This window comes from uncultured Thiocystis sp. (genome assembly GCF_903866365.1).
Lineage (GTDB): Bacteria > Pseudomonadota > Gammaproteobacteria > Chromatiales > Chromatiaceae > Chromatium.
The window spans coordinates 1-22,411 of sequence record NZ_CAIPNF010000410.1 but is presented as its reverse complement, the minus strand read 5'-3'; the positions used below and the strand labels follow the sequence as shown (position 1 = coordinate 22,411).

At 63.9% G+C, this 22,411-nt stretch carries 20 protein-coding genes; 11 read left to right on the top strand and 9 right to left on the bottom strand.

All coding sequences use genetic code 11. The features are described from left to right. The first annotated feature begins 536 nt into the window (after nucleotides 1-536). On the top strand, nucleotides 537-935 hold the full coding sequence (locus tag QZY07_RS22665) for a PilZ domain-containing protein (protein ID WP_295407846.1): 399 nt from the start codon (nucleotides 537-539) through the stop codon (nucleotides 933-935). A gap of 162 nt (nucleotides 936-1,097) precedes the next feature. Here the strand turns inward: QZY07_RS22665 and QZY07_RS22660 are convergent, their stop codons facing one another. Genes QZY07_RS22660 through QZY07_RS22650 form a run of 3 tightly spaced genes read right to left on the bottom strand, consistent with a single transcriptional unit; the run spans nucleotide 1,098 to nucleotide 5,083 of the window. Continuing rightward, nucleotides 1,098-2,564 carry a glycogen synthase gene (locus QZY07_RS22660; protein WP_295407843.1) on the bottom strand — a complete coding sequence of 489 codons (1,467 nt, stop codon included), beginning with the start codon at nucleotides 2,562-2,564 and terminating at the stop codon, nucleotides 1,098-1,100. Nucleotides 2,565-2,583: 19 nt separating this feature from the next. Further along, the gene (locus tag QZY07_RS22655; protein WP_295407840.1) at nucleotides 2,584-3,741 is read right to left on the bottom strand and encodes a hypothetical protein; all 1,158 of its coding nucleotides are present in this window, start codon (nucleotides 3,739-3,741) and stop codon (nucleotides 2,584-2,586) included. 37 nt (nucleotides 3,742-3,778) lie between these two features. Continuing rightward, nucleotides 3,779-5,083, bottom strand: a complete 1,305-nt coding sequence (locus QZY07_RS22650) for a glycoside hydrolase family 57 (protein ID WP_295407836.1) — start codon at nucleotides 5,081-5,083, stop codon at nucleotides 3,779-3,781. Nucleotides 5,084-5,492: 409 nt separating this feature from the next. Here QZY07_RS22650 and QZY07_RS22645 point away from each other — a divergent pair, with 409 nt between their 5' ends. From QZY07_RS22645 to QZY07_RS22630, 4 genes are all read left to right on the top strand, one after another. Continuing rightward, a complete protein-coding gene (locus tag QZY07_RS22645) occupies nucleotides 5,493-5,792 on the top strand; it encodes a hypothetical protein (protein ID WP_295407833.1) in 300 nt (99 codons plus the stop codon). Between the two features lie 14 nt (nucleotides 5,793-5,806). Then, on the top strand, nucleotides 5,807-6,541 hold the full coding sequence (locus tag QZY07_RS22640; protein WP_363184711.1) for a protein-L-isoaspartate(D-aspartate) O-methyltransferase: 735 nt from the start codon (nucleotides 5,807-5,809) through the stop codon (nucleotides 6,539-6,541). Then, entirely contained in the window at nucleotides 6,538-8,775 is a 2,238-nt protein-coding gene (locus QZY07_RS22635; RefSeq protein ID WP_295407830.1) for a GNAT family N-acetyltransferase, read from the top strand. Before QZY07_RS22640 ends, QZY07_RS22635 begins: the two co-directional genes overlap by 4 nt. A 165-nt stretch (nucleotides 8,776-8,940) precedes the next feature. After that, nucleotides 8,941-9,786, top strand: coding sequence for a hypothetical protein (locus tag QZY07_RS22630; RefSeq protein ID WP_295407827.1), 846 nt, complete (start codon nucleotides 8,941-8,943; stop codon nucleotides 9,784-9,786). A 128-nt stretch (nucleotides 9,787-9,914) separates the two neighbouring features. Here QZY07_RS22630 and mdoH read toward each other — a convergent pair whose 3' ends face one another. Genes mdoH through QZY07_RS22615 form a run of 3 tightly spaced genes read right to left on the bottom strand, consistent with a single transcriptional unit; the run spans nucleotide 9,915 to nucleotide 14,121 of the window. Further along, complete coding sequence (gene mdoH, locus QZY07_RS22625; RefSeq protein ID WP_295407824.1) at nucleotides 9,915-12,026, bottom strand: glucans biosynthesis glucosyltransferase MdoH; 2,112 nt, start codon at nucleotides 12,024-12,026, stop codon at nucleotides 9,915-9,917. After that, nucleotides 12,023-12,526: a hypothetical protein gene (locus QZY07_RS22620; RefSeq protein ID WP_295407821.1), complete on the bottom strand. Its 504-nt coding sequence runs from the start codon at nucleotides 12,524-12,526 to the stop codon at nucleotides 12,023-12,025. Before QZY07_RS22620 ends, mdoH begins: the two co-directional genes overlap by 4 nt. A 32-nt stretch (nucleotides 12,527-12,558) precedes the next feature. Further along, nucleotides 12,559-14,121 carry a glucan biosynthesis protein gene (locus QZY07_RS22615; RefSeq protein ID WP_295407818.1) on the bottom strand — a complete coding sequence of 521 codons (1,563 nt, stop codon included), beginning with the start codon at nucleotides 14,119-14,121 and terminating at the stop codon, nucleotides 12,559-12,561. A gap of 455 nt (nucleotides 14,122-14,576) precedes the next feature. On the opposite strand from QZY07_RS22615, the gene QZY07_RS22610 reads away from it, so the two are divergent. The 4 genes from QZY07_RS22610 (at nucleotide 14,577) to QZY07_RS22595 (ending at nucleotide 17,883) form a co-directional block, all read left to right on the top strand. Next, complete coding sequence (locus QZY07_RS22610; protein ID WP_295407815.1) at nucleotides 14,577-16,955, top strand: isoamylase; 2,379 nt, start codon at nucleotides 14,577-14,579, stop codon at nucleotides 16,953-16,955. An 83-nt stretch (nucleotides 16,956-17,038) separates the two neighbouring features. Beyond that, the gene (locus tag QZY07_RS22605) at nucleotides 17,039-17,329 is read left to right on the top strand and encodes a hypothetical protein (RefSeq protein ID WP_295407812.1); all 291 of its coding nucleotides are present in this window, start codon (nucleotides 17,039-17,041) and stop codon (nucleotides 17,327-17,329) included. A gap of 19 nt (nucleotides 17,330-17,348) precedes the next feature. Then, a complete protein-coding gene (locus QZY07_RS22600) occupies nucleotides 17,349-17,690 on the top strand; it encodes a hypothetical protein (RefSeq protein WP_295407809.1) in 342 nt (113 codons plus the stop codon). 28 nt (nucleotides 17,691-17,718) lie between these two features. Then, complete coding sequence (locus tag QZY07_RS22595) at nucleotides 17,719-17,883, top strand: alpha-amylase domain-containing protein (RefSeq protein WP_295407806.1); 165 nt, start codon at nucleotides 17,719-17,721, stop codon at nucleotides 17,881-17,883. Between the two features lie 68 nt (nucleotides 17,884-17,951). Here QZY07_RS22595 and QZY07_RS22590 read toward each other — a convergent pair whose 3' ends face one another. Beyond that, nucleotides 17,952-18,797, bottom strand: a complete 846-nt coding sequence (locus QZY07_RS22590; protein WP_295407804.1) for a tellurite resistance TerB family protein — start codon at nucleotides 18,795-18,797, stop codon at nucleotides 17,952-17,954. Nucleotides 18,798-19,110: 313 nt separating this feature from the next. On the opposite strand from QZY07_RS22590, the gene nifV reads away from it, so the two are divergent. Then, a complete protein-coding gene (gene nifV / locus QZY07_RS22585) occupies nucleotides 19,111-20,265 on the top strand; it encodes a homocitrate synthase (protein ID WP_295407801.1) in 1,155 nt (384 codons plus the stop codon). An 11-nt stretch (nucleotides 20,266-20,276) separates the two neighbouring features. Further along, nucleotides 20,277-20,819 carry a hypothetical protein gene (locus QZY07_RS22580; RefSeq protein WP_295407799.1) on the top strand — a complete coding sequence of 181 codons (543 nt, stop codon included), beginning with the start codon at nucleotides 20,277-20,279 and terminating at the stop codon, nucleotides 20,817-20,819. 26 nt (nucleotides 20,820-20,845) lie between these two features. On the opposite strand, the gene QZY07_RS22575 is transcribed toward QZY07_RS22580, so the two are convergent. Both QZY07_RS22575 and QZY07_RS22570 read right to left on the bottom strand, forming a co-directional pair. Then, nucleotides 20,846-21,484 carry a response regulator transcription factor gene (locus QZY07_RS22575; protein WP_295407796.1) on the bottom strand — a complete coding sequence of 213 codons (639 nt, stop codon included), beginning with the start codon at nucleotides 21,482-21,484 and terminating at the stop codon, nucleotides 20,846-20,848. Next, nucleotides 21,481-22,411, bottom strand: a 931-nt coding sequence (locus QZY07_RS22570; protein WP_295407793.1) for an ATP-binding protein, incomplete at its 5' end; no start/stop codon positions are given. The genes QZY07_RS22575 and QZY07_RS22570, both read right to left, overlap by 4 nt.

Here is a 22,411-nt window from a genome sequence, read left to right as displayed (position 1 = left end):
GGACTGAACCGGAATCTGGACAACACCGAGTCCAGCCGATCGACACCGAGATCATTCTGTCATGTGTAAAACAAAGTCGCACCGATACGCCGTGCTGACCCTCGTTGTCTTGCTTGCCGGTTGCGCCAGCGCGGGCGGCCAAATCGGACCGTCGCCCCCGCTGAGCAGACCCTCGGAGGCCGCCCGGCTGAGCTTGTGGAGAGACGGCTCACTGGTTGGATGGTTTGCACCCATGCGGGTGAGGCTCGACCAAACCGACCTCTATCGGCTGGGTCGCAACCAGCACTTCGACCTGAGCCTTGACCCAGGCGATTATCTCCTGGAATATTCCATCGGCTTTAACAACTGCAGTCGATCGATCCACCTGAGACCCAGACAGACCCTGCGCCTGAGATTAGTCGCGAATTGCATGATGTACGAGGAATGAGCCTTGAGCCGATCGCTCGCGTCGTCCGCCCGCCGGGCAACCCGATGACAGCGGATGCATCCTCGGCGCAACGGGACGTTTTGAATCACCACAACGGGAGCGTCAATCGATGATCGCGAAAATGGAAGCGGACGAACGCCGGTTTACCGAGCGTGTGTCCTGGGAATGTCGTGCCCGCCTCTTACCGCTGACCCTGGAGCCGCAGTCCGCCACACTGGGCATGCATCAGGCGATCGGGTATGACATCAGCGAGGGCGGCGTTCAGTTGCTCAGCAGTCGCCTGTTTGCCCTCAGATCGAACCTGCTCGTGGAAATGCAAACCCCCGAACACCCCGAGGGCATTCAGGCCGTTGGCTCGGTGGCCTGGATCTCGCCGAGCCGTTCAGCGAATCTGTGGTGTCTCGGCATCGAATTCTCGGATGTCGGAGACAACGCCCTGAACAGCATCCGCACCCTGATGCGTTTGTCGACCACCTCACTGAACGATAGTCAACCGGACACGCGCTGATCGCGCCGTCTCGGGCAGCGAGACCCTGATGTCACCGCGGCATCCAGCATTCCAGCCACGGCGAAGGTGGACAGCAACCGCTCATCGCGCGGCTGTTCGCCAGATCGAGGCGGCGCGCCGCAAGCGGAAGCGCAGATGCGAAGCCTGGAATTCTGTCGCTTCCTATCTGCCGATGTGCGTGTAGATGTCGAGATACTGTTGGGCCGGCTGGCTCCAGGAAAAATCGGCGCGCATTCCGTTGACCCGCAATTGCCGAAAATACTCCGGAAAATTACGCCAGAGACCGAGCGCGCGGCTCATGGCGCTTTCCAGTCCAGCCTCGGTCAGGTCGTCGAACAGATAACCGTTGCGCACCTCGAAGGGTTTATCCGAATAGTTGGCATCGAACACCGTGTCCGCCAGCCCGCCGACGCGCCGCACGATGGGTACCACGCCATACTTCATCGCGATCATCTGCGCCAGGCCGCACGGTTCGTAGAGGCTTGGAATCAGGATCAGATCCGCGCCGGCATAGATGAGGTGGGCCAGCGTCTCGTCGTATCCCAACTCCAGATGACAATCCGGGTTGGGATCCGTCTCCTCCTTCAGACGCGCAAACCGCTCGGCAATGACAGGATCGAGCGCCGTGCCCAACAGGGCCACTTGACTTTCGTGCGCAAGGGCATACCGAATGCCATGCAGCATCAGCTCGACGCCCTTCTGAAAGTCCAGTCGACTGACAATCGCAAGGATGGGTTTTTCCACTTCCCGCAGCCCCAGGCGGGTCCGCAACGCCTGACGGTTGGCCGCCTTGCGCGGGAGACTGTCCACCCCATAATTGACCGGGATGAGCGGATCGACCGCCGGGTTCCAGACCAGACTGTCGATCCCATTCAGCACGCCCCCGAACTTGTGCGCGTGCGTCTTCAGCAGAGGCTGCAATCCCATCCCCTGCTCGGTACCCTGAATCTCCCAGGCGTAACGCGGCGAAACCGTGTTGACGAAATTCGCATACACGATGCCGCCCTGCAACAGATTCGCGACCCGACCGTCCCGCGGATCGAGCAGACGGTCGGCGACCAGCAGACGCCGCGGATCGAGACCGGCCTGACGCAGGATGGATTCGCCGACCTGGCCCTGATACCCGAGATTGTGCAGGGTATAACAGACGCGGGTGTTGGTGAGCCCAATCGCTTCATAGACTTCATAGAGCAGGACCGGAATCAGCCCGGTATGCCAATCGTTGCAGTGCAGGATGTCTGGCCGCCGTCCGGATTGCAGCAGGAACTCCAAGACCGCGCGCGAGAAAAAGGCGAAGCGTTCCGGGTCATCCGGCTCGCCATAGATCCGGCCCCGCTGAAAAAAACCGTGCGCTGACCGCGGATCGATGAACAGGCAGTTGATGCCATCCATTGCGCCGCCAAGCACCCGGCAAGAGAGCCACCGATCGTGAAATGGCACCCGCAGATCCGGCTCGATTTCGCGCAGGCCGGAGACGGACTCAAGCCGTGACAGATCGTAATACGGCAGAAACAGGTCCACCGCGTTGCCTCGAACGGTCAGTTCGCGGGATAAGCCTTGAACGAAGTCGCCAAGACCACCTGCTTTTGCGATGGGCGCACACTCGGCGCTCACCATGGCGATATACATACGCCCGTTTCCCCTACGTTTAAGTATTTGATCGGTCGTGGCGTGGGGCATCCAGCTCCGGCGGCGGATGGAGCATCAATGCCTGTTTCAACAGGGCTGGATCATCGACCTTGAGCACGAACTGGAACCGTCCGCCGGGACCGACGCGATAACGTCGACCGAACAAATCGATCTCCGTGTTGGGCGCGGCCCAACCGTGGATGTGAAGTTGGGCCTCGATCAGTGGCTCGGCGCATTGGGGCGACGATCGACCATAGATCAGGGTCGGGATTCGGGAGGTGCCCGCGATTGCGGGTTCGCTGGATTCCTGAGCGATGGTTGCGCCGGCAGCGGCGGCTGTCTGGTCATTCAGGAGATCCCGTGCCAGGCGGGTTGCGAGAACCGGGTTGTGCGCAACGTTCGGTAGTCCTTGTCCGACCGCTTCTGCAACACCGGCGGGATTGTTGTCGCTCCACGCCTCGTCGCGTCTGACAACCGACAAAGTTTCCTCGCGCGGCGCCAGAGCGCAAGCCCCGGACTCGGGGGGCCATCGGGAAGCGCGTCCAGCGTCCGGGATCGGCGCTGGAAACTCCGGCGTGAGCGCGCTCGGCGGAGGATCCAGGGTTGGATCCGTGACAGACCGGACGCCCGCCCGCTCAGTGGCCGCCGGAAATTCGAGCCCAAGACCGGCGGCATGCTCCAGCCGATTCGAGCGCGCCAGGAGCAGCCAGCCGCCTGCCGCATTCGCCAGTCCAAGTTCCGCCTCGAAGCGCGCGGCGTCCGGCCCGACCCGGAATCCGGCTTCGCCCTCTCCCCGCTTGCCGGCGAGCCAGGGGCGGCGCTCTTCGACACCCTCGGACATGCCGTCATCGCCTCGCCGCCGCAGACGCAAAACCGGAAAGGGCTGACCGCCATCGACTGAAAAATCATGGCTGGTACGAACGTCGTCATTGTTTTGCAGATGCCAGCGCACCCGTACCTCATCGGCCGCGCCCTCAAACAGCACGACCTGGGTTGCCTTGATCTCCAGCGGAAATACGGGGGCAAGCGGGGCTGGCGGCGGCGCCAGATCGGGCGCGTCCAAGACCGGACGGATGATGGAACGGTCCGCCAAGGGATTCCGCTCGTCCTGGGAAAGCTCGCACATCAAGGCATCCGAGGCTGCCGGAAGACGATCCGCATGGATGGTGATTGTCATGTCTCCCGGTTAAGAAACGCGGCGCCCCAGACCCGCGTCAAGGATCTGAGCCGGAGCGTGGTTCCGCCGAATCGGATTTCGCCTCGCGCGCGGCATCCTCCAGGGTTGCGACCGACGCCGGCGTGGACGCTTCGTCGAAACCGCCCGATGCCACCGCGGATCCCGCTTCCAATCTCGCCTCGACCTCGCGCAAGGCCATCTCGGCCGACGCCGTGCGCGCATACAGATGCGGGATCCAGGCATCGCTCCAAAACAGAAAACAACTGGTCTCGGCCTCCAGAATCAAACGCCGCGCGCGGAACATCGCCTCGCTCGCCAGCCGAAAGGCGTCGGGCTGACTGCGGCACAGATCCCAGTAGCGCCCGCTCAGCCGTTTCACCTCCGCGACCGCCTGGCGCTGCCGCTCGCTGCCGGACCATTGAGAAAGATCCTCGCCCGAGGTCGACCTCACATTCCAGGCACCGGTCTGGATCCGCGCCTGGGGCAAGGGCCGGATCCGGGCGAGATAATGACTCAGGCAGACAGGCTTGATCGGATAGTCGTCCGTGCGACAGCGCTCCATGTAGGGTGCGAAAAAATGACCGAAAAAACCCGACTCCTCATAGCGCTGGCGAAACCAGCCACCGTTTTCGCCGTCCGACCAGGTCGTCACCAGACGGTTCTCTCGTGGACGCGGCGAGCTGGTGACACGCCACCGGACTTCATCCTGGAACCATTGCAGATCGATGCCGTTTGACTGTGCGTTGGAGACTTCCCGGTCTCGCGGGACCACGCTGATACAGCACCCATCCTGGCAGGCGACATAGGGCCGAAAGATGTCGCTGATGCCATCCTCGGGCCGGACATGCACGCCATCGACCACGACATAATCATAACCGGCTTGAACCAGGGCCGGAATCATGTCCATGGTGAAGGCCATCTCGGGCGGCCAGAAACCTTGGGGAACGCGCCCGAACACCCGCTCCATGATCGCCCTGCCACGTTCGAGCTGCTCAAGCCAGTCCGCGCGCGGGATGAGCGGAAAAATCGGATGATAATACCCCATGCCGATCAGCTCGATATTCTCGGCCTCCCGATACTGATCGAGCATCGCCGGCAGATCGACAAGATGGCGATAACGGTCGACGATATCCGGATCGATCAGTTGCTCCAGCAGGACACCGGAGAACCCGATATGCAAGCGCGCCACATCCCGATACCTTAAGGCATACCGCACGGCCCGCTCATAACAGCAAACGATCTCCTCCGCCTCCCCGGGATTGACATCGATCAGCAGGCGCAGATTGCCTGGCGGCTGATGCAGATGCAGTCCAATTGCGTGGTGGATGATGGTCCCAGTCATGGCTCCTCGTTCAGTCAGACACCGTGCGAGGCAGAAGGCTTCTCAACCGGTGGACATCAGGAAGCCGGAAAGCGCGCTCAACACCAGACATGCATGGTCGCATGCCAGCCCAACCAACATAAAACAAAGGGCATGAAACGGTCAAAGGCTTAATGCGAAACGCAGATCCAGGGATTGCAGGCCGCCCATCGATCAGGCAACGGCCGCGACCGGCCATGACGCCATCAATGTCTGGAAGAAGAATAACATCGTGCACGCTATTTTCGGATGAACGCAACCTCCGGCTGAGTACGAGATTGACAGGCCCGTTCGGGCCATCCCTTCAAAGGGGCCGCAAGGCCCCTTTTTTCTGCCTTGATTCTGTGTTCTTCTCTTCCCACAACCACTGTGATCCCGAGGAGCGCACAACATGCCAGAGGAAATCGTCGGTCATTGCTGGAATTGCGGACAGGGCCTGACCAAGCTGGATTATGGGCGGGAGTCGACCTGCCTGAACTGCGACAAACCGACCCACTGCTGCCGCAACTGCCGCCACTTTGCGCCGGGGCGACCGAACGAGTGCATGGAGCCGCTGGTGGAGCGCGTGGTGGAGAAAACGCGCGCGAATTTCTGCGAATTCTTCGAGCCGGCCATGCGCGCGGGCGGCCCGGCGGCCAGCGCCACGGATCCGGAGCGATTGCGCGGCGCGGCCGAGGATCTTTTCAAATAGCCCGGCTAAACTCTGTGAAACCACTCCTTCTCGCGTCGCTGCTGTGTCTGTCCATCGGAAGCGGCGCCTGTGCACGGGACGACGACATGACTGACGCGCGCAACCGGTTGATCGAGCAGATCGAAAGCGATGTCCGCATGACCGCGCGCGAACTGGGCGTCAACGGGCTCGATCCCAGGGTCGCCGACGCCCTGCGCCGGGTGCCGCGCGAGCGTTTCGTCCCCGAGCCGGAACGCCATCTCGCCTATCGCAACCATCCGCTCCCCATCGGCGACGGACAGACCATCTCCCAGCCCTATATCGTCGCCATCATGAGCCAACTGCTGGAGGTCGGACCTGGCGATCGGGTGTTCGAGCTGGGGACCGGTTCCGGTTATCAGGCCGCCGTCCTGGCCGCCCTGGGCGTCGAGGTCTATTCGGTGGAGATCGTCCCGGAACTGGCCGCGCGGGCCGCCGCGACACTCGCGGAGCTTGGCGAGGACAAGGTTCGGGTGCGCGCGGGCGACGGCTGGCTTGGCTGGCCCGAGGCGGCGCCCTTCGATGGCATCATCGTCACCGCCGCCGCGCCCGCGTTACCGCGCCATCTGATCGATCAGCTCAAACCGGACGGTCGACTGGTGATCCCGCTGGGCGGCGTCGACGCGATTCAACAGTTGGCGCTGTTCGAGAAGGACGCGGACGGACGCCTGCAACGCCGCAACCTGATCGATGTTCGCTTCGTCCCGGTGACGGGGTCGATGGCCCCTTGAGCGTCGCGCGCGCGCTGACCGTCGACCTTGTCGGAAACCTTTGGGAGCAGGCACGGGCCAGCCATCATCGGCGCGTCCTGCTCCTCGCCGGCGCGGCCGACTGGACCGCGTCGTGCGCGCGTCTGGCCGTCGCGGCCCTGCCCGAACTGACGCCCGTCTGGCTCACGCCGCGTCCGCTCGCCGACAGCATCCGGCCCATCCGCGACGCCATCCAGTTGCTCGGCCAGGATCTGGATCTGCTGATCTACGACGCCCACGGCGGATTCGACCCGGACGGCTTCGGCGCGGCGACCGGCGCCATTCGCGGGGGCGGGATGCTGATTCTGCTGACGCCGCCGCTCGCCGATTGGCCGAGCCAGAGCGACCCGGAGGCCGAACGCATCGCCGTCTGGCCCTATACGGCGGACGCGCTGACCGGGCGTTTTATCGCGCGGCTGGCGCGCGTGCTGAACGCGGACCCGCTGACCGTCTGCATCCATCAATCCGATCCGGCCAGCTCTCCCCACCCGGCAACACCGGCCAACCTGTCCCGGCCCGCGCGAGCCGAGACGTCCGCCCGCATCCGCCCAACCGGCCTTTGGCCGCGCGCGGAGCCAGTCACCCCCGACCAACAACGGGCCGTCGACGCCATCCTCAAAACCGCGCACGGGCGCGCCCGCCGCCCGCTGGTTCTGACCGCCCATCGCGGACGCGGCAAAAGCGCGGCGCTTGGACTGGCGGCCGGGCACCTGTTGCGCGCCGGCGACTGCCGAATCCTGCTGACCGCCCCCAGACGCGCCTCGGTCGATCCCGTCTTTCGGCATGCCGAGGCCGTCCTGCGCGAGGCTGAAAATCCAGGCGGCGCGGCGGCCATCGACAGGCTGTCGTTCCAGTCGCCCGCCGCGCTCGCCGCCGCCGGTCCAAACGCCGATCTGCTGCTGGTCGACGAGGCGGCGGGCATTCCGGCGCCGCTGCTCGCAACCCTGCTCGCCCGCTATCCGCGCATCGTCTTCGCGACCACGGTGCATGGCTACGAAGGCACTGGCCGGGGGTTCGAGATTCGCTTTCGCGCCACCCTGGACCGCCTGACCCCGAACTGGCGCGCGCTCAGGCTCGACACCCCGATCCGCTGGGCGCCCGCCGATCCGCTGGAGGCGCTCACCTTCCGCGCGCTCCTGCTCGACGCGGCGCCGGCGCCAGACGACCAATTGACCGCCGCCAGTCTCGCCACCTGCCGCGGCGAGCGCCTCGATCCCGACGCACTCGCCCAGGACGAGCCGAGCTTGCGCGAACTCTTCGGCCTGCTGGTCCTCGCCCACTACCAGACTCGCCCCATGGATCTGCGGATGCTGCTCGATGGGCCGAACGTGCGGATCTACGTGCTGCGTCACGGCGAGCGGATCGCCGCGACCCTGCTCGCCGCCGAGGAAGGCGGTTTCGCGGACGCCGGGCTGCGCGAGTCGATCTATCTGGGACAGCGCCGACCGCGCGGGCATCTGCTGCCGCAAACGCTCTCCGCGCACGCCGGTCTGCTGGAGGCGCCCGCCCTGCGTTATCTGCGCGTGATCCGGATCGCCGTCCACCCGGCGCTCATCGGTCGCGGCCTGGGACGCCGGCTGCTGCGCACACTCTTTCGCGACGGTCGGGCGGACGGTATTGACCTGGCGGGCGCCAGTTTCGGGGCCACGCCCGAGCTGCTGCGCTTTTGGGACCGCTGTGGCTACCGCCCGGTCCAGATCGGCACCAGCCGCAACGCCGCCAGTGGCGAACCGGCGGTCGTCGTGCTGAGGCGATTGAACGCCCGCGGCTGGCGGTTCGCCGCGATGGCCCGGCAGCGTCTGGCCTCGCGTCTGCCGGTTCTGCTGGCCGGACCGCTGCGGGCACTCTCCCCAGACGTTGCCGTCGCGCTGCTGGCGTCTTTACTCGCTGGAGCGGAGTCCCCGACCGCCACCGTCAGGCAAGAGATCGAGAGTCGACGCGAGCTGGCAGGCTTTGCAGGCGGTCATCGCACCCTGGACGCCACCCTTCCGTTGCTGGCGGAGTTCACTCATCGCCACTTCGGCGCTTGCCTGAGCGCCGGAACGCTCGACGCGCGGGACGCCGCCCTATTGATCGCCGCGACCTGTCAACTGCGTCCGATGACGGAACTGGTCGATGTCTTCCGCTACCCGGGACGTCAAGCGCTCCTGACCGATCTACGCCGCATCGCTGGCCAGTTGTCGAGAGCCCTCCGGGCTTGCGCGCCGCCTGCTTGAAGTGGAATATGGCAGGTCGAACCACGCCCGCTCCTCCGACGCGCCTGCGTTCATCCCAAATTTGCGACTCGGCTCATCGTCCCGGCGAGCAACGAAACAAACCGACCAGGAGAGTCGATCTTGTATCCTCGAACCATAACGACACTCGCATGCCTCGCGCTTCTCGTGCTGGCAATCCCTGGCTGTCTGGTGAGGGTGAGCAGTCCACCGCTGGATGTGGTCTATGGCCCACCACTGGAATATGGCTATCAACCGCTCCTGTACGACGGCTACGTGGTCTATTTCGCCGATGACGGCATCCCCTATTACTGGAGCGGCGGCACCCGTCTCTGGGTCCCCTCGCATGCCCGCGCACGCTATGTCTCGCACTGGCGCAGATACAAGCCGGCCTATCGCAACTGGTACGAACACCACAGGAACACCTATACAACCCATCGCTACCAGGGCCGGGCCGAAATTCCGTCCCGACCGGTCACTCGTTCGGCGGTTGCGCCCGATGGCCGTTATGGTCCCCCGCGTCATCGTGATCGCGACGGCAATCCTCCAGGGCCAGCCAGCGGACCGGGCACCAATTGGGAGAACCGCCCCGGTCCAGCCGGCGGCGCCGGGGCATCTCCGGACCGACGTCGCGCCGCCCCGTCCGATTGGTACCCTGACCGCGATCTCTCCAGATCGGCGCCGCGTCGCGGCAGTCCATGGGAAAACCGCGCGGATCCGATCCGCGATCGCGGCACGGCGCCGAATCCTCGCCAGTCTTTTCCGCGTGAAAGGGATAACAATGTCAATCCAAGCAGATCCGTCGGTGGTACCGACGCGCAGTGGGATGGACGATTCCGTTCGAACGACAGCGCCGTGGGAAGGAGCGATCCTCGGTCTTCAGCCCCGCCGTCACGCGCCAACCGTCAAGAGAGCGACTGGGCCGCGGAGAGACAGAATCGCTCACCGCGGAGCGACGCCGGGCGGACGGGAAACCAGGACGTGCGCGGTTCAGACCCTAGATGGATACGTTGAGCGGAAGACGATTTCCAGGAAAACAGACCAATTCTCAAGGCTCAAGGCTTCGACTGGACGGAATGTCAGCATTTGTGCCGCGGTCGCTTCTCTGCCGAGAAGCAGACCGGGCATCCGCGAACAGGGTTTCATGACGCCAGCGGTTCCACCGTGCGCTCGTTTCCTGTCCGCGCGACAGGCATGGGCGGTTCCTTCCCCGCCCATAAGAGCGTATGCAGTTCGTAAAGCCCGTCCCGATGAGAAATCAACGTTCGCTTCTCCTGCTGACCGAGGCTGTCCCGCCCTTCGTCCTGGAGCTTGAAAATGAGTCCCTCCAGCGCGTGACGACGACGACGGCTCGGCGTTTCGTCCGGCAATAAGGCGGCGTGCAGAGCGTAGGCACAGGGGGCCGCCACGGACTGGGACCAGAAGTCGCGGTCACTGGACGCGGCAAACGGAAGCGCTTGGGGAGTGGCCAGGTGTTGATCGAGCAGCCTGAGCACCCTGGGCTCTTCCGCTTCCTCGGGCGTCATGAACAGACCGGCGCGCCGCGCCAGACGGCCGAGCGCGGTCCGACTGGTGATCATGGAGACCGGGATCGACAGCGCCAGTCCCGCCAGGACCGGGGTAAACCACCAGAAAAAGGCGGGGACATAGGTATAGGTCGCCACCCCGGCGGCAACCGCGATCAGGGTATGCACGCCATGCGCGCCAACCGCCTCGGCCAGCCCGGTCTGATGATCGCCGCGCTCCTGAGTCGGCCACCCCACGGTGGTGCGCAGCAGGATCGCCGCCACGAACTTGCTCTGAAACAACATCAGCACGGGCGCGAGCAAAACCGAGAAAAAACTCTCGATCAGGACGCTTAGCGTCGCTTTTGGCAGTCCACCGAAGCGTCGTGCCTGAACCGGATCGAAGGCCAGAAGAACCAGGGAAAGCAGCTTCGGCAGAAACAACAGGGCCAGCGTTACCCACAACACGGTGGCCATTTCGACCGCGTAGGACTCGGGCCAGACCGGGAGCACGTTGTCCCCGAAGAAATAGACCGGCACCTTCAGACTGCGGAAATAAGCCTCGATCCCGGTCGCGATCAGGAACAGCAGCCATAGGGGCGATGCCAGATAGGACATGACGCCCATCGCGAAATGGATGCGGCTCAAGGATTTAAAGCCGCGCGCCAAAATGAGACGGGAATGCTGCAGGTTGCCCTGACACCAGCGCCGGTCCCGCTTCGCGTAGTCGATGAGGGTCGGCGGGATCTCTTCGTAGCTGCCGCCCAGGTCGTCCGCGAGCCGGACCTTCCAGCCCGAGCGCGCCAGCAGGGCGGCCTCGACGAAATCGTGACTGAGAATCTCCCCGCCGAAGGGCTCGTGTCCCGGCAATTGAGGCAGGCCGCAATGCTCGGCGAAGGGTCTGACCCGGATGATGGCGTTGTGGCCCCAGAAATTCGCCGTGTCCTGCTGCCAATAGGCCAGCCCCGCCACGAACATGTTGCCGTAGAGGCTGCCGGCGAATTGCAGCATGCGCGCGAACAGCGAGGAGCGATTGACCGGTACCGGCGGCACCTGTATCAGTGCGACGCGCCGGTCGGATTCCATGCGCCGGACCATCTCCAGCAGGGTTTCGCCGGTCATGATGCTGTCGGCATCGAGCACGATCATATAGCGATAGCGCCCGCCCCACTGTCGGCAGAAGTCGGCCAGATTGCCGCTCTTGCGGGCGGTGTTCTCCACCCGGTTGCGATAAAAGAGCCGCGCCGGCTGGCCCAGTTCCAGCGCCCAACGGCGCCACTGGAGTTCCTCCTGGATCCAGGTCTCGGGATCGCGGGTATCGCTCAGCACGAAGATCTCGAATCCCTCGGGGCGCCCCGTCTCCACCAGGGATTGAACCATGGCCCTCAGACCCGCGAAGACCCGCTCCGGATCCTCGTTGTACACCGGCATCACCAGGGCGGTTTTGAATGGCTCGCTCCCCTCATCCTGATCGTTCCGGGCACTGTCGTCAGCCGGGGCTCGGCGACCCATGCGCCGCAGGATCCGCACAAACCCCAGGGCGGCGGTCCAGAAGGAGGCGGTGATCCAGAGCATCAGGATCGCATAGAGGATCAGCAGCGCCAGTTCCAGGGGGGTAACGCCATCATCCTGGATCGCCGCCGACAGCAGGGACATGGCGCCCAGCGTGGTGAGGATCACCAGGGAGAAAAAGATCGGTCGGTGAAAGTGGCGTCCCCAACCGGAGAATCGCCCATGTTTGGTCGTCATGACCGGTCTCCGCGCGGGTTCGTTGGCAGGTCCGGCTGACAGAAGAGCCGGCAGATGGCGGCGGCAATCCGCCGGCGCAGTCGGTGACAGCACAGATCGATCGTACTGGCCTGCATCGTCAAAGGCGCGCGCTCCGGCACGGCGTCACGCTGGAACGCGCGGATCTCAGTGGCGAGTGAATCGCCCGCGAGACCGGCCCAGCGCGCGCTCCAGCCGGGGATGCCGCCACCGAGCACCGCCGCGCGGGCTGCCGCGAGAGCATTCGCATCGCCTCCAATGTCCAACTCCGCGGTCAACCAGTCGTCGAGCAGTGCGAGGATCTCCTCGATCGCAGCCTCCACGGCATCCTCCAGCGGGGCATGGGCCGCGCGAGCGTCCAGGCGCCGCCGCACCTGTTCGCCGAGCCGGTCGATCTCCTGGCGATCCCTGACGCCCAGGGCGGTCAGATACTCGACCAGGCGCCGCGCCGCGCGTGGCCAGTCGGAGGCTTTCGTCGGCATGGCAGTACCGTCCGGGAGGGCGGGCGCCGAGTCTATTCGTGCACCCATCGGAAGCTCCAGGTCTCGCTGAGAACGTCATCGCCATGGCGCAGGAAGGCGCGCAGATCGGCGGGCGTGTTGCCATCCGGGTTCAACTCGAAGAACAGCCGCCAGCCATGCGTTTCCGGGTTGGCCTGCACCACCGGCTTGGACAGGTGTCCGGAGGTGGTCAGAACGACGGCCTCGACCGGGGTTTCCGGAGCCAGGCCAGCCAATGTCTCGCCGGCGAAATCGACCACGAATTTACGCACGCCGGAATCCAGCACATCGGTCCCGCCAGCCCCAACGCGGGTTGAGATCACGCGTCCGCCGAGCAGGCCGGCCTCGGGATCCCTGGTAAACCGTAAACGATATTCGAATTCCAACTCCTGGCCGGATTCGGTGCGCCGCTCCGGAATCCAGTAGACGCCAATGTTGTCGTAACGCTCGGCGTTACTTGGAATCTCCACCAGCTCCACGACGCCCTTGCCCCAGTCGCCGATCGGTTCGACCACCGCGCTTGGACGATTCTGGTAGTGGGCCTCCAGATCCTCATAGCTGCGGAAATCGCGGTCGCGCTGCAGGAGCGCGAAGGACCGTGGATTTTCGACCTGGAAGTTGCTCACCCGCAGGCCAATGGGATTGACGAGCGGGCGCCAGATCCGCTCGCCGTGTCCGGTCTCGATCAGCAGGCCGTCCGAGTCATGGACCTCCGGACGGAAATCGTCGATGAAGCGATCCGTATTCTCGCCATGGAAGAACATGCTGGTCAGGGGCGCCACGCCGAGTTTTTGTACCGACTTGCGGAAGAAGAGCCGCGCCTTGACGTCGATCACGGTCTCGATACCGGGGCGGATCACGAAGCGATAGGCTCCCGCCACGCTTTCGCTATCCAGCAGGGCATAGAGAGTGATCTCGGTCGCGTCCGCGTCGGGCTTGCGGATCCAGAACTCGCGAAACACCGGGAACTCTTCCTGGCTCGGCAGCCCGGTATCGATGGCCAGCCCCCGGGCAGAGAGTCCGTAGTTGAGATCCTTGCCCAGCGAGCGGAAATAACTGGCCCCCTGAAACACCGTGAGATCGTCGAAGAGCTGATCCCGGTTGAGCGGATACATCAGGCGCAGACCGGCGTAACCGAGGTCGGACGGCATTTCGTCGGGAACCAGATTCTTACCGTAATTAAAAAAGTCGTGACGAAAAACAACCGGTCTCGCCTGACCGTTCTCGATCAGATTGATCGTCACCCGGTCTTTCGACAGGAATCCCCGGTGAAAAAAATTGACCTGAAACGGCAGCCCCTCGTTACGCCAGAGATTGTGAGTCGCATCGAAGCGGATGTCGCGGTAGCGGTCGTAATCCAGGTCGGAGAGATAGTCGGGCAGTTCGGGGCGGTCTGGCGAATAGGGACCGGTCGCCAGGTCGGCCGCGCGCCGGACGACCGCCGCGAAGGTGAACTCGCCGGGAACGCCTTCGGTCAGCGCGGGCTCCGCGACACCGACCTCATCGGCCGCGCAGACGCCTCCGGCCATCAAGAGCGCCAAAGCAAAGGGGATGAGTCCAATAATACGAGGGGCCATGGTTGTTGAGTCTCGATAGATTGCGAAATTTTAAGCTAGAAAAACAGCCTGTTCGTTGATGAAGCCCGCGACAGCGAGTGACAGGTAGATTCCACTCGGGCGTTTGACCAAGGAGTCTCCCCGTCGAGTATCGCGAGTCTTGAATCGCAAATGGTGGGTACAGGTATCAAGGCACGCTAAACGACTGAGCAATCGAAAAGCCAACAAAAACCATAGGGCATCCGACCTTCTTTCAGTCGAAGCATTGTAACTTGAAACAGCATGTTTACTAGATAGACAAAAAGCCGAGACCGGATAATTTGCCCCCATGGAGTTCCATGGCCTTTCTCATCAAAACGTAACAGACAACTGTGATACTCCCGCCGTTGATCGTTCAGTGTCGGTCAGAACATCACTCATAAGACAGCACCGAGCCGTTTCCAGCGTCTTAACGAACTCATTCGAGGATTGAGAGTATGAGCCCGAGACCAGAGGTTGGACAGCAACACCCCGATTCAGGTGACTTTGCTCCGATCGATCAAGCCGCCTGGAATGACGCGCGCTATCCGCTGGGCGCCCATCCGCTGGGCGAAGGCATCACCTTCGCGGTCTACTCTCGACATGCAACGCGGATCCTGCTCGAACTCTACGACCAGCCGACCGGGGCAAGCGCACGCTATGATTACTGGCTTGTCCGTAACCCCGCCGATGATATCTGGCGCGCCCAGGTCGCGGCAGTCCCCTTCGGAACCTTCTACGCTTTCCGCTGCTTCGGCCCGAACTGGGAATACCGGGAGAACTGGTCCCGCGACCACGGTAACCTGGGATTTATCTCGGATGTCGATGCGGCCGGCAACCGCTTCAATCCCAACAAGGTGCTGTTCGACCCCTACGCCCGCGAACTCTCCCACGACAAGGAGACACCGGCGATGCGTCAGGCGAGCCATCACGGCGGGATGTATGCGACCGGCGGCGGCGACTATCTCGGCGTGGTCAGCCGGGAATTCGATACTGGACACTGGGCGCCAAAGGGAATCGTCCTTGCCTCAGACCAGACCTCGACCGGCATCCGCCCTCGCCTTCCGCCCGAAAAGGCGATCGTCTACGAGGCTCATGTGCGTGGCCTGACCCGCCATCCATCCGCATCGAACTTGCGCACCCTGCTCGTCGACATCCCCGGTTTCGAGGCCGTGTCCGATGTGCCCGAAACGCTGCGCGGAACCTATGCCGGAGCCGCGCTGATGGCCAAGTACCTCAAGGCATTGGGTTTCACCACCATCGAGCTGCTGCCGGTCCATGAATCGGCCAACGACAACAATCCGGACGACGCGCCCGGCGGCAACTACTGGGGCTACATGACCTTCGGCTATTTCGCTCCAGACCGCCGGTATGCGAGCGACCGGTCGCCCGGCGGTCCGACCCGTGAATTCAAACAGATGGTGAAGGCGTTTCACGACGAAGGGCTGGAAGTCTATCTGGATGTCGTCTTCAATCACACCGGCGAGGGCGGTAACTGGGGCAGTAACGACGTCACCGGGTTTGTCAGCTTCGGCGGCTTCGATGCGATCGAGTATTACCAGCTTGCCGATAACGGCGATCTAGTGGGCGGGGCGACCGGCTGCGGCAATCAGCTCAACTTCTCCAATCCGGTGGCCCATGAGTTGGTCATGGACTCGCTCACCTATTGGCTCGACGAGATGGGCGTGGACGGTTTCCGCTTCGACCTGGCCCCGGTCCTCGGACGCACGCCGGACGCGGCCGAGCGCGAGCATTGGGGCGAGCAAAAGCGGTTCTCTCAAACCCACCCCCTGCTCGACCGTATCCGCGACCTGGGCGCCGACCGTCACGTCGAGATGATCGCCGAGGCCTGGGACATGTGGGGCTACGAGGTCGGCAACTTCCCCGCCGGCTGGGGCGAGTGGAACGGCCGTTACCGGGACGCGATCCGCCGCTTCCTGAAGGGCGACGGCAATATTCGAGCCTTTATCGAGCAGGTCAACGGCGACTATCACAGCTTCAACGACCAGGGCGGTCCTCAGCGGTCGATCAATTTCATCGTCGCCCACGACGGCTTCACGCTGATGGATCTGGTCAGCTACAACGAAAAGAACAACCTGGCGGACTGGCCCTTCGGCCCGTCCGACGGCGGCAACGACAGCAACGACTCCTGGGATTCCGGCGGCGATGAGGCATTGCGCCGGCAGCGCCTGCGCAACTTCTGGACCATCCAGTTCTTCTCGCGCGGCGTCCCGATGACGGTCTGGGGCGATGAATTCGGCCGCACCCAAAACGGCAACAACAACGCCTACAACATCGACAGCGTTGCCACCTGGAACAATTACGCGATGATCGCGACCAACCGCCCGACCGCGATCCCGACCGGCGACGGTGGCGCTTATCACGACAATTTCGGCACCGGGATCAATGCGGATGGACGTAATCCCCTGTTCCGTTTCGCCGCGTCTATCGCCGATCTGCGCCATCGCCACCCCTGCCTGCGCCAGCGCAAGTACGGCGATTGGCTGATGGATTCCGGGGAGGACGTGACCTACCAGTTCAAGCGAGCGGAAGGTCTGTCGGACATCGCGGACGGTGACCGCTGCCTCTGGCTGCGCATCGACGGTAGTGCGGTCAAGGATCACGATTTCCTGTTACTCATCAATATGGATTCACATCCGCACCGTTTTGGCATCCCGCTGGACGAGGGTCGGGAATGGCGACGGATCATCGATACCGCCGCATGGGCGGAGACGCGCTGCAATCTTTGGAGTCTGGAAGATGACGCGGAACCGATGATGGGCGAATACGAGGTTTCGCCCTGGTCGATCGTCGTGCTTGAGGAGATCCCGGTCTAAAGGCACCGCCTACATCCTCGTCGTCCGCGCGCCAGCGCGGACGCGCAATCGAGTTCCATCCAGACCAAAGGAGCCAGATCCTAATGAACGGCGTCATGATGCAGTATTTCCATTGGTATACCTCAGCGGACGGCACTCTTTGGGAAGCAGTGGCGACGCGCGCCGCGGAACTCTCCTCGGCGGGTATCACGGCGCTCTGGCTGCCCCCGGCCTATAAGGGGACCGGGGGCGCGGCGGATGTCGGCTATGGGGTTTATGACCTGTACGACCTGGGCGAATTCGATCAGAAGGGCGCGATCCGGACCAAATATGGCACCCGGGCGCAATATCTCGCCGCGGTCGAGGCACTGCACGACGCCGGGCTCCAGGTCTAGTCGGCTCGCGGAAGGAACCTTGCTTCAGGAGCGTCCCAATCAGGTCGTGACCTTCGTCGAGAACCACGACTCCCAGCCCCTGCAGGCGCTTGAATCCACCGTCGAACCCTGGTTCAAGCCACTCGCCTACGCCTACATCCTGCTCCGCCAGGAAGGCTACCCGTGCATCTTTCAGGCGGAGGGGGCCGACTATGAAGATCGCGGGCGCGACGGCAATCTCCATCGCATCCTCATGCTGTCACACCGCTGCCTGATCGACCGCTTCCTCGCCGCGCGCCGCGCGCCGCGACCATGCCCACGGACCGCAGATCGACTACCTCAATCACTGGAACCGGATCGGCTGGACACGTCTCGGCGATGACCATCATCCGCAGGCCATGGCGGTCCTGATGAGCGACGGCGACGCTGGGACGAAATGGATGGATGCGCGGCGACCGAACAGCCCCTTCCACGACATCACCGGACATGTGCCGGAGCCCGTCGTCACCAATCAGGACGGCTGGGGCGAATTCCGCTGCAATGGCGGTTCGGTCTCCGTCTGGATCCAGGATTGAGAGCAGAAGCCTTTGCAATCACTGGGCGTCGAGCCAACCGAAGGGATTCGGCCGGCACGGATACTGGCTCAGGTCAGGCCCATGACCTGATGCAGGTAGGCGACTACCTGCGGTTCCAGCTTGAGCGTATTCGCCAACTCGGCCAGGTAGCGGCGCTCGGCATCCGTGTCCACGGTAATGGCCATGAGCGATGCCGTATAGAGCTGGGCCGCCACCTGCTGGTTCGGCACCGAGCGGGCCAGTGCACCCAGATCGATTGACCGATTCATCTCCTCCTCGACAAAGCGCTGTTCCTCCGGGGTGATGCCGCCCTCGCCAAGCTTGCCAAGCAGGCGCTGCTTTTCATTGTCGTCCACATGCCCATCCGCCTTGGCGGCACTGATCATCGCCCTCAGGGTAAGCGTCGCCACGTCCATGACCTGCTGCTGTTCGAGGGGATTCGCCGGAGCGCGCAATCCTGCCAGCACCGCGGTCTGGTCATCCATTCCCTGGCCCGATGGCAGACCGCCAGCCTGGGCAGAGGCACCGCCGACCATGCCCTTGGCGACCTCGATGGCCTGAGCGGCCAGAGCGCCGAAGATCGCCAGCGAACCCATCCCCGCGCCTGCATTGCCCTGGGCCGCGTTGCCACCGAGCAGCGCCCCTGCCACCTGTTTGAGAAGATCGCCGGGAAAACCGCCCATACCGCCCGACCCGGGCAGACCCACGCCGGTCGCCCCTCCCTGACCGCCGCCCATCATGGATCCAGCCACCTTGGTCAGGACATCGAACACGCCGCCGCCTGGCGCATTACCCGGCGTCGCCCCAGGTGCGCCACCGCCCATCATCTGACCGAGTACGCTACCCATGCGGTTGCCCACCTGCGGCGACATACCGGCCTTCATGACCGCACCAAGGATATCGAATGCATTCATCAGGTTTCCCCCCATGATCTTGAATTAAGTTGTTCTTCGAATGACAAGGTAACGAGCAGCTATCCGTTCCAACAAGACCGAATACACCGCCAACACAGGAATAGTACAGCGCCAGGGTTTGTCATGGTACACGCCAGCCTTGGAAAAGAAGAAATCATCGACGGTCAGTCATCTCCGCGACAAAACGACCCATGCCAGGTGTCGCGAATCCACCAATCAGTCTCAATGGAATCACCAACCCTTTGATAATAAAAAGTTCCACGAATGGCATTTTATTTGCAAAGCAATCTTCATAGGCAAACAGGAACCAGCCATGACAGACAAGCACATCAAAATCACCATCAACGACACCACTCTGCGCGACGGCGAACAGTCCGCCGGCGTCGCCTTTTCGCTGGAGGAAAAGCTCGCCATCGCCCGCGGGCTCGACGCGCTCGGCGTCCCCGAACTGGAGATCGGCATCCCGGCCATGGGCGAGGAAGAGCGCGAGTCGATCCGCGCGGTCGCCGCGCTCGGGCTTTCGGCCCGTCTGATGGTCTGGACCCGGATGCTCCCGGATGACATCGTCCAGTGCCGCAACCTCGGCGTCGATTTCGTCGACCTCTCGGTTCCGGTCTCCGATCAGCAGATCGCCCGAAAGCTCGGGCGCGACCGCGCCTGGGTGCTCGGTCAGATCCGCCGCCAGGTGAGCGCCGCGCAGGACTTGGGGCTGGAGGTCTGCGTCGGCGCCGAGGATGCCTCGCGCGCCGACCCCGAATTCCTCTGGCTGGCCGCCGAGGCCGCACAGGAGGCCGGCGCGCGGCGTTTTCGCTTCGCCGACACGGTCGGTCTGCTGGATCCCTTCGCCGTCTTCGAGCGCATCCGCGACCTGCGCGCCATCGTCGATCTGGAGATCGAAATGCACGCGCACGACGATCTGGGGCTGGCCACCGCCAACACCCTGGCGGCGGTGCGCGGCGGCGCGACCCATGTCAACACCACGGTCCACGGACTCGGCGAGCGTGCCGGCAACGCGGCGCTGGAGGAAGTGATCATGGGTCTGAGACACATCCACCAGATCGACTGCGGCGTGGAGATGACGCATTTCGGCGGCCTTTCAAGGCTGGTCGCCAAGGCGTCCGGCAAGCCCGTGGCCTGGCACAAGAGTCTGGTCGGCGCGGGCGCCTTCACCCACGAGGCGGGCATCCATGTCGACGGCCTGCTCAAGGATCCGCTGAACTATCAGGGCATCGATCCGGCCGATGTGGGCCGCATGCACTGCATGGTGCTCGGTAAGCATTCGGGGACGCGCGCGGTGCGACAGGTGTACGCCGATCAACTGCGTTTCGAGATCGACACGGACCAGGCCGAGCGGGTGCTGCCGCTGGTGCGCCGTTTCGTCACCGAGACCAAGCGCTCGCCCGAGCCGCTGGATCTGCGCCGCTTTCTGGCCGAGATCGGTCATCCGCAAGCCGCTCTGCTCCAATAGGCAACGCCACCATGGATTTTCTCGATTTCGCTGGCGAGGACATGTATTTCGACGAACCGGTCAGCCCGGAGGTCGAAGGACTCCTGCTCGACGCGGCCCAACGCTATGGCGAGGATGGCGCCGAGACGAGCCTGCTCCGGGCGTATTTCCTCGAACCGGAGCATCTGACGGTGCTGGTGGCTCTGTACCGGTATTTTTATTACCGCCAGCGGTATCGCGAGTCGCTGATCACCGCCGACCGGGCGATCGCCATTGTTTCGGCCAGACTCGGTCTGACCGCGCGCTGGCAGAATCTTTCGGAGGCGGACCTCGGGCGCTCCGTGCAAGTCTCCATGACCTTAACGCGCTTTCTGCTGTTGGCGATCAAGGGGTCCGGTTATCTGCTGATGCGTCTGGGCGAGCATCGGGACGCGCTCGCGCGCTTCGAGAAGATCGCCGAGATCGACACCAGCGACCGGCTTGGGATCGCCGAACTGCTGGCCATGGCCCGTGCGTCGGTCGCCGAGGCCGCCGCCGAACGCGCGGGCGGCAATGTGCGCTTTCTGAACCGTTAAAGACGAACTCGCACGTCTCGACGTCTTCAGCCCGGCGGCGACAGTCCCGCTCGGAGCGCCATCCTGATGAGTCCCGCCAGGTTGTCGACACCGAGTTTCAGCATGAGGCGGGCGCGGTAGGTCTCGACTGTCTTGGCACTGATGCCGAGCGCATCGGCGATCTCCCTGGTGCGCAGACCTTCCACGATCAGGCGCAGCACCGCGCGTTCGCGCTCGCTCAACAGGCCCAGATCGCGGTCGGCGCGGCGCTCCGGAGTCGGTAGCGGCACCCGAACGATCGACGGGCTGACATAGGTTTCGCCGCGCAGGACGGCCTGAATGGCCTCGACCAGCTCGGCGCTCGCCTCGTTCTTCAACACATAGGCCGCCGCCCCGGACGCGGTCATGGCGCGTCGATAATGGGCGTCGCTGTACATCGACAAGGCCACGATCCGCGTTCGCTCCGCGACCTCGCGGATCGCGGAGGCCGCGTCGATGCCGCTCATCGTCGGCATTGCCACGTCCAGAATGACCACGTCCGGTTGCAGCTCGGCCGCAAGTCGAACCGCCTCGGCGCCATGCGCGGCCTGCGCCAGCACACGCCAGCCCGGCTGCTGGTTCAGCAGCAGGGTCAGACCCTCGCGAAAGAGTGCATGGTCATCGCAGACGATCAGTGTCAGCGTCATCTTCTCGATCTCCTGGCGGCGAGGGGGTTGCGTTTCACACCGATGATCGATTCCGCCGCCGCGCCGTCCGGACACCGGCTCGGCGGTAGTGCGATCCGTGCCCGCGTACCGGGATGCAGGGATGTCAGCTCAAGCGTACCCCCGAGCAGCCCCAGACGTTCGCGCACGCTGTAGAGCCCATAGCCCGAGCCGCTCGGAGCCGGCAGCGGGCCGGCAGCGCGCGCGAGACCGTGGCCATTGTCCTCGACGCTGATCGCCAGCCCCGCCGGGTCCGCCATCCGCCGAATCGCGCCCTCGGTCGCGCCGGAATGCTTGATCAGGTTGTACACCAGCTCTCGGGTGCATTGGAAGAGGATCACCGAGGTGTCGCGACCGGGATCGGGCAGGGTCGCGTCGATCGCACAGGTCATGCGGATGCCCCAGCGTTCCTCGGTGTTGGAGGCCAGCCAGTCAAGCGCGGCGGCCAACCCCTGCTGATGCAGGATCGGCGGACTCAGCTCGAATTGCAGCGAGCGCAGCTCGTCGATCGCCTCGCGCAACAGCGACAGACCGGCCTCGATCTGCTGCCGCGATTCCGCATCCGCGCCACCCGAGCGGGTGCCGGCGGCGATCTGCAACTGGGCCAGCGCCAGTTTCTGCATCGGGCTGTCATGCAACTCGCTGGCGAGGCGCCGCTTCTCGGTCGCTTCCAGCAGGGACAGATCCATCGCCAGACGACGCAGCTTGGCATTGGCCCGATCCAGGGCCTTGGCGTGATGCTCCAGCGCATTCTCCCGTTCCTCGATACGGCTGAGCATCGCGTTGAAGTCATGCACCAGCGTCGCCAGTTCGTCGCCGGAATCGAGTTCGGCGACCCGGCGCGTGACATCGCCTTGCGCCGCGATCTCGCGCGTCTTGGCGGCCAGGTGCAGGATCGGACGCACGATG

What these genes read in the sequence shown, in the direction of transcription:
- nifV (WP_295407801.1), top strand. Translation starts at nt 19,111, where the DNA reads ATGACAGACAAGCACATCAAAATCACCATCAACGACACCACTCTGCGC.
- QZY07_RS22645 (WP_295407833.1), top strand. Translation starts at nt 5,493, where the DNA reads ATGCCAGAGGAAATCGTCGGTCATTGCTGGAATTGCGGACAGGGCCTG.
- QZY07_RS22620 (WP_295407821.1), bottom strand. Translation starts at nt 12,526, where the DNA reads ATGCCGACGAAAGCCTCCGACTGGCCACGCGCGGCGCGGCGCCTGGTC.
- QZY07_RS22665 (WP_295407846.1), top strand. Translation starts at nt 537, where the DNA reads ATGATCGCGAAAATGGAAGCGGACGAACGCCGGTTTACCGAGCGTGTG.
- QZY07_RS22650 (WP_295407836.1), bottom strand. Translation starts at nt 5,083, where the DNA reads ATGACTGGGACCATCATCCACCACGCAATTGGACTGCATCTGCATCAG.
- QZY07_RS22615 (WP_295407818.1), bottom strand. Translation starts at nt 14,121, where the DNA reads ATGGCCCCTCGTATTATTGGACTCATCCCCTTTGCTTTGGCGCTCTTG.
- QZY07_RS22660 (WP_295407843.1), bottom strand. Translation starts at nt 2,564, where the DNA reads ATGTATATCGCCATGGTGAGCGCCGAGTGTGCGCCCATCGCAAAAGCA.
- QZY07_RS22590 (WP_295407804.1), bottom strand. Translation starts at nt 18,797, where the DNA reads ATGAATGCATTCGATATCCTTGGTGCGGTCATGAAGGCCGGTATGTCG.
- QZY07_RS22655 (WP_295407840.1), bottom strand. Translation starts at nt 3,741, where the DNA reads ATGACAATCACCATCCATGCGGATCGTCTTCCGGCAGCCTCGGATGCC.
- QZY07_RS22595 (WP_295407806.1), top strand. Translation starts at nt 17,719, where the DNA reads ATGAGCGACGGCGACGCTGGGACGAAATGGATGGATGCGCGGCGACCG.
- QZY07_RS22605 (WP_295407812.1), top strand. Translation starts at nt 17,039, where the DNA reads ATGAACGGCGTCATGATGCAGTATTTCCATTGGTATACCTCAGCGGAC.
- QZY07_RS22610 (WP_295407815.1), top strand. Translation starts at nt 14,577, where the DNA reads ATGAGCCCGAGACCAGAGGTTGGACAGCAACACCCCGATTCAGGTGAC.
- QZY07_RS22580 (WP_295407799.1), top strand. Translation starts at nt 20,277, where the DNA reads ATGGATTTTCTCGATTTCGCTGGCGAGGACATGTATTTCGACGAACCG.
- mdoH (WP_295407824.1), bottom strand. Translation starts at nt 12,026, where the DNA reads ATGACGACCAAACATGGGCGATTCTCCGGTTGGGGACGCCACTTTCAC.
- QZY07_RS22575 (WP_295407796.1), bottom strand. Translation starts at nt 21,484, where the DNA reads ATGACGCTGACACTGATCGTCTGCGATGACCATGCACTCTTTCGCGAG.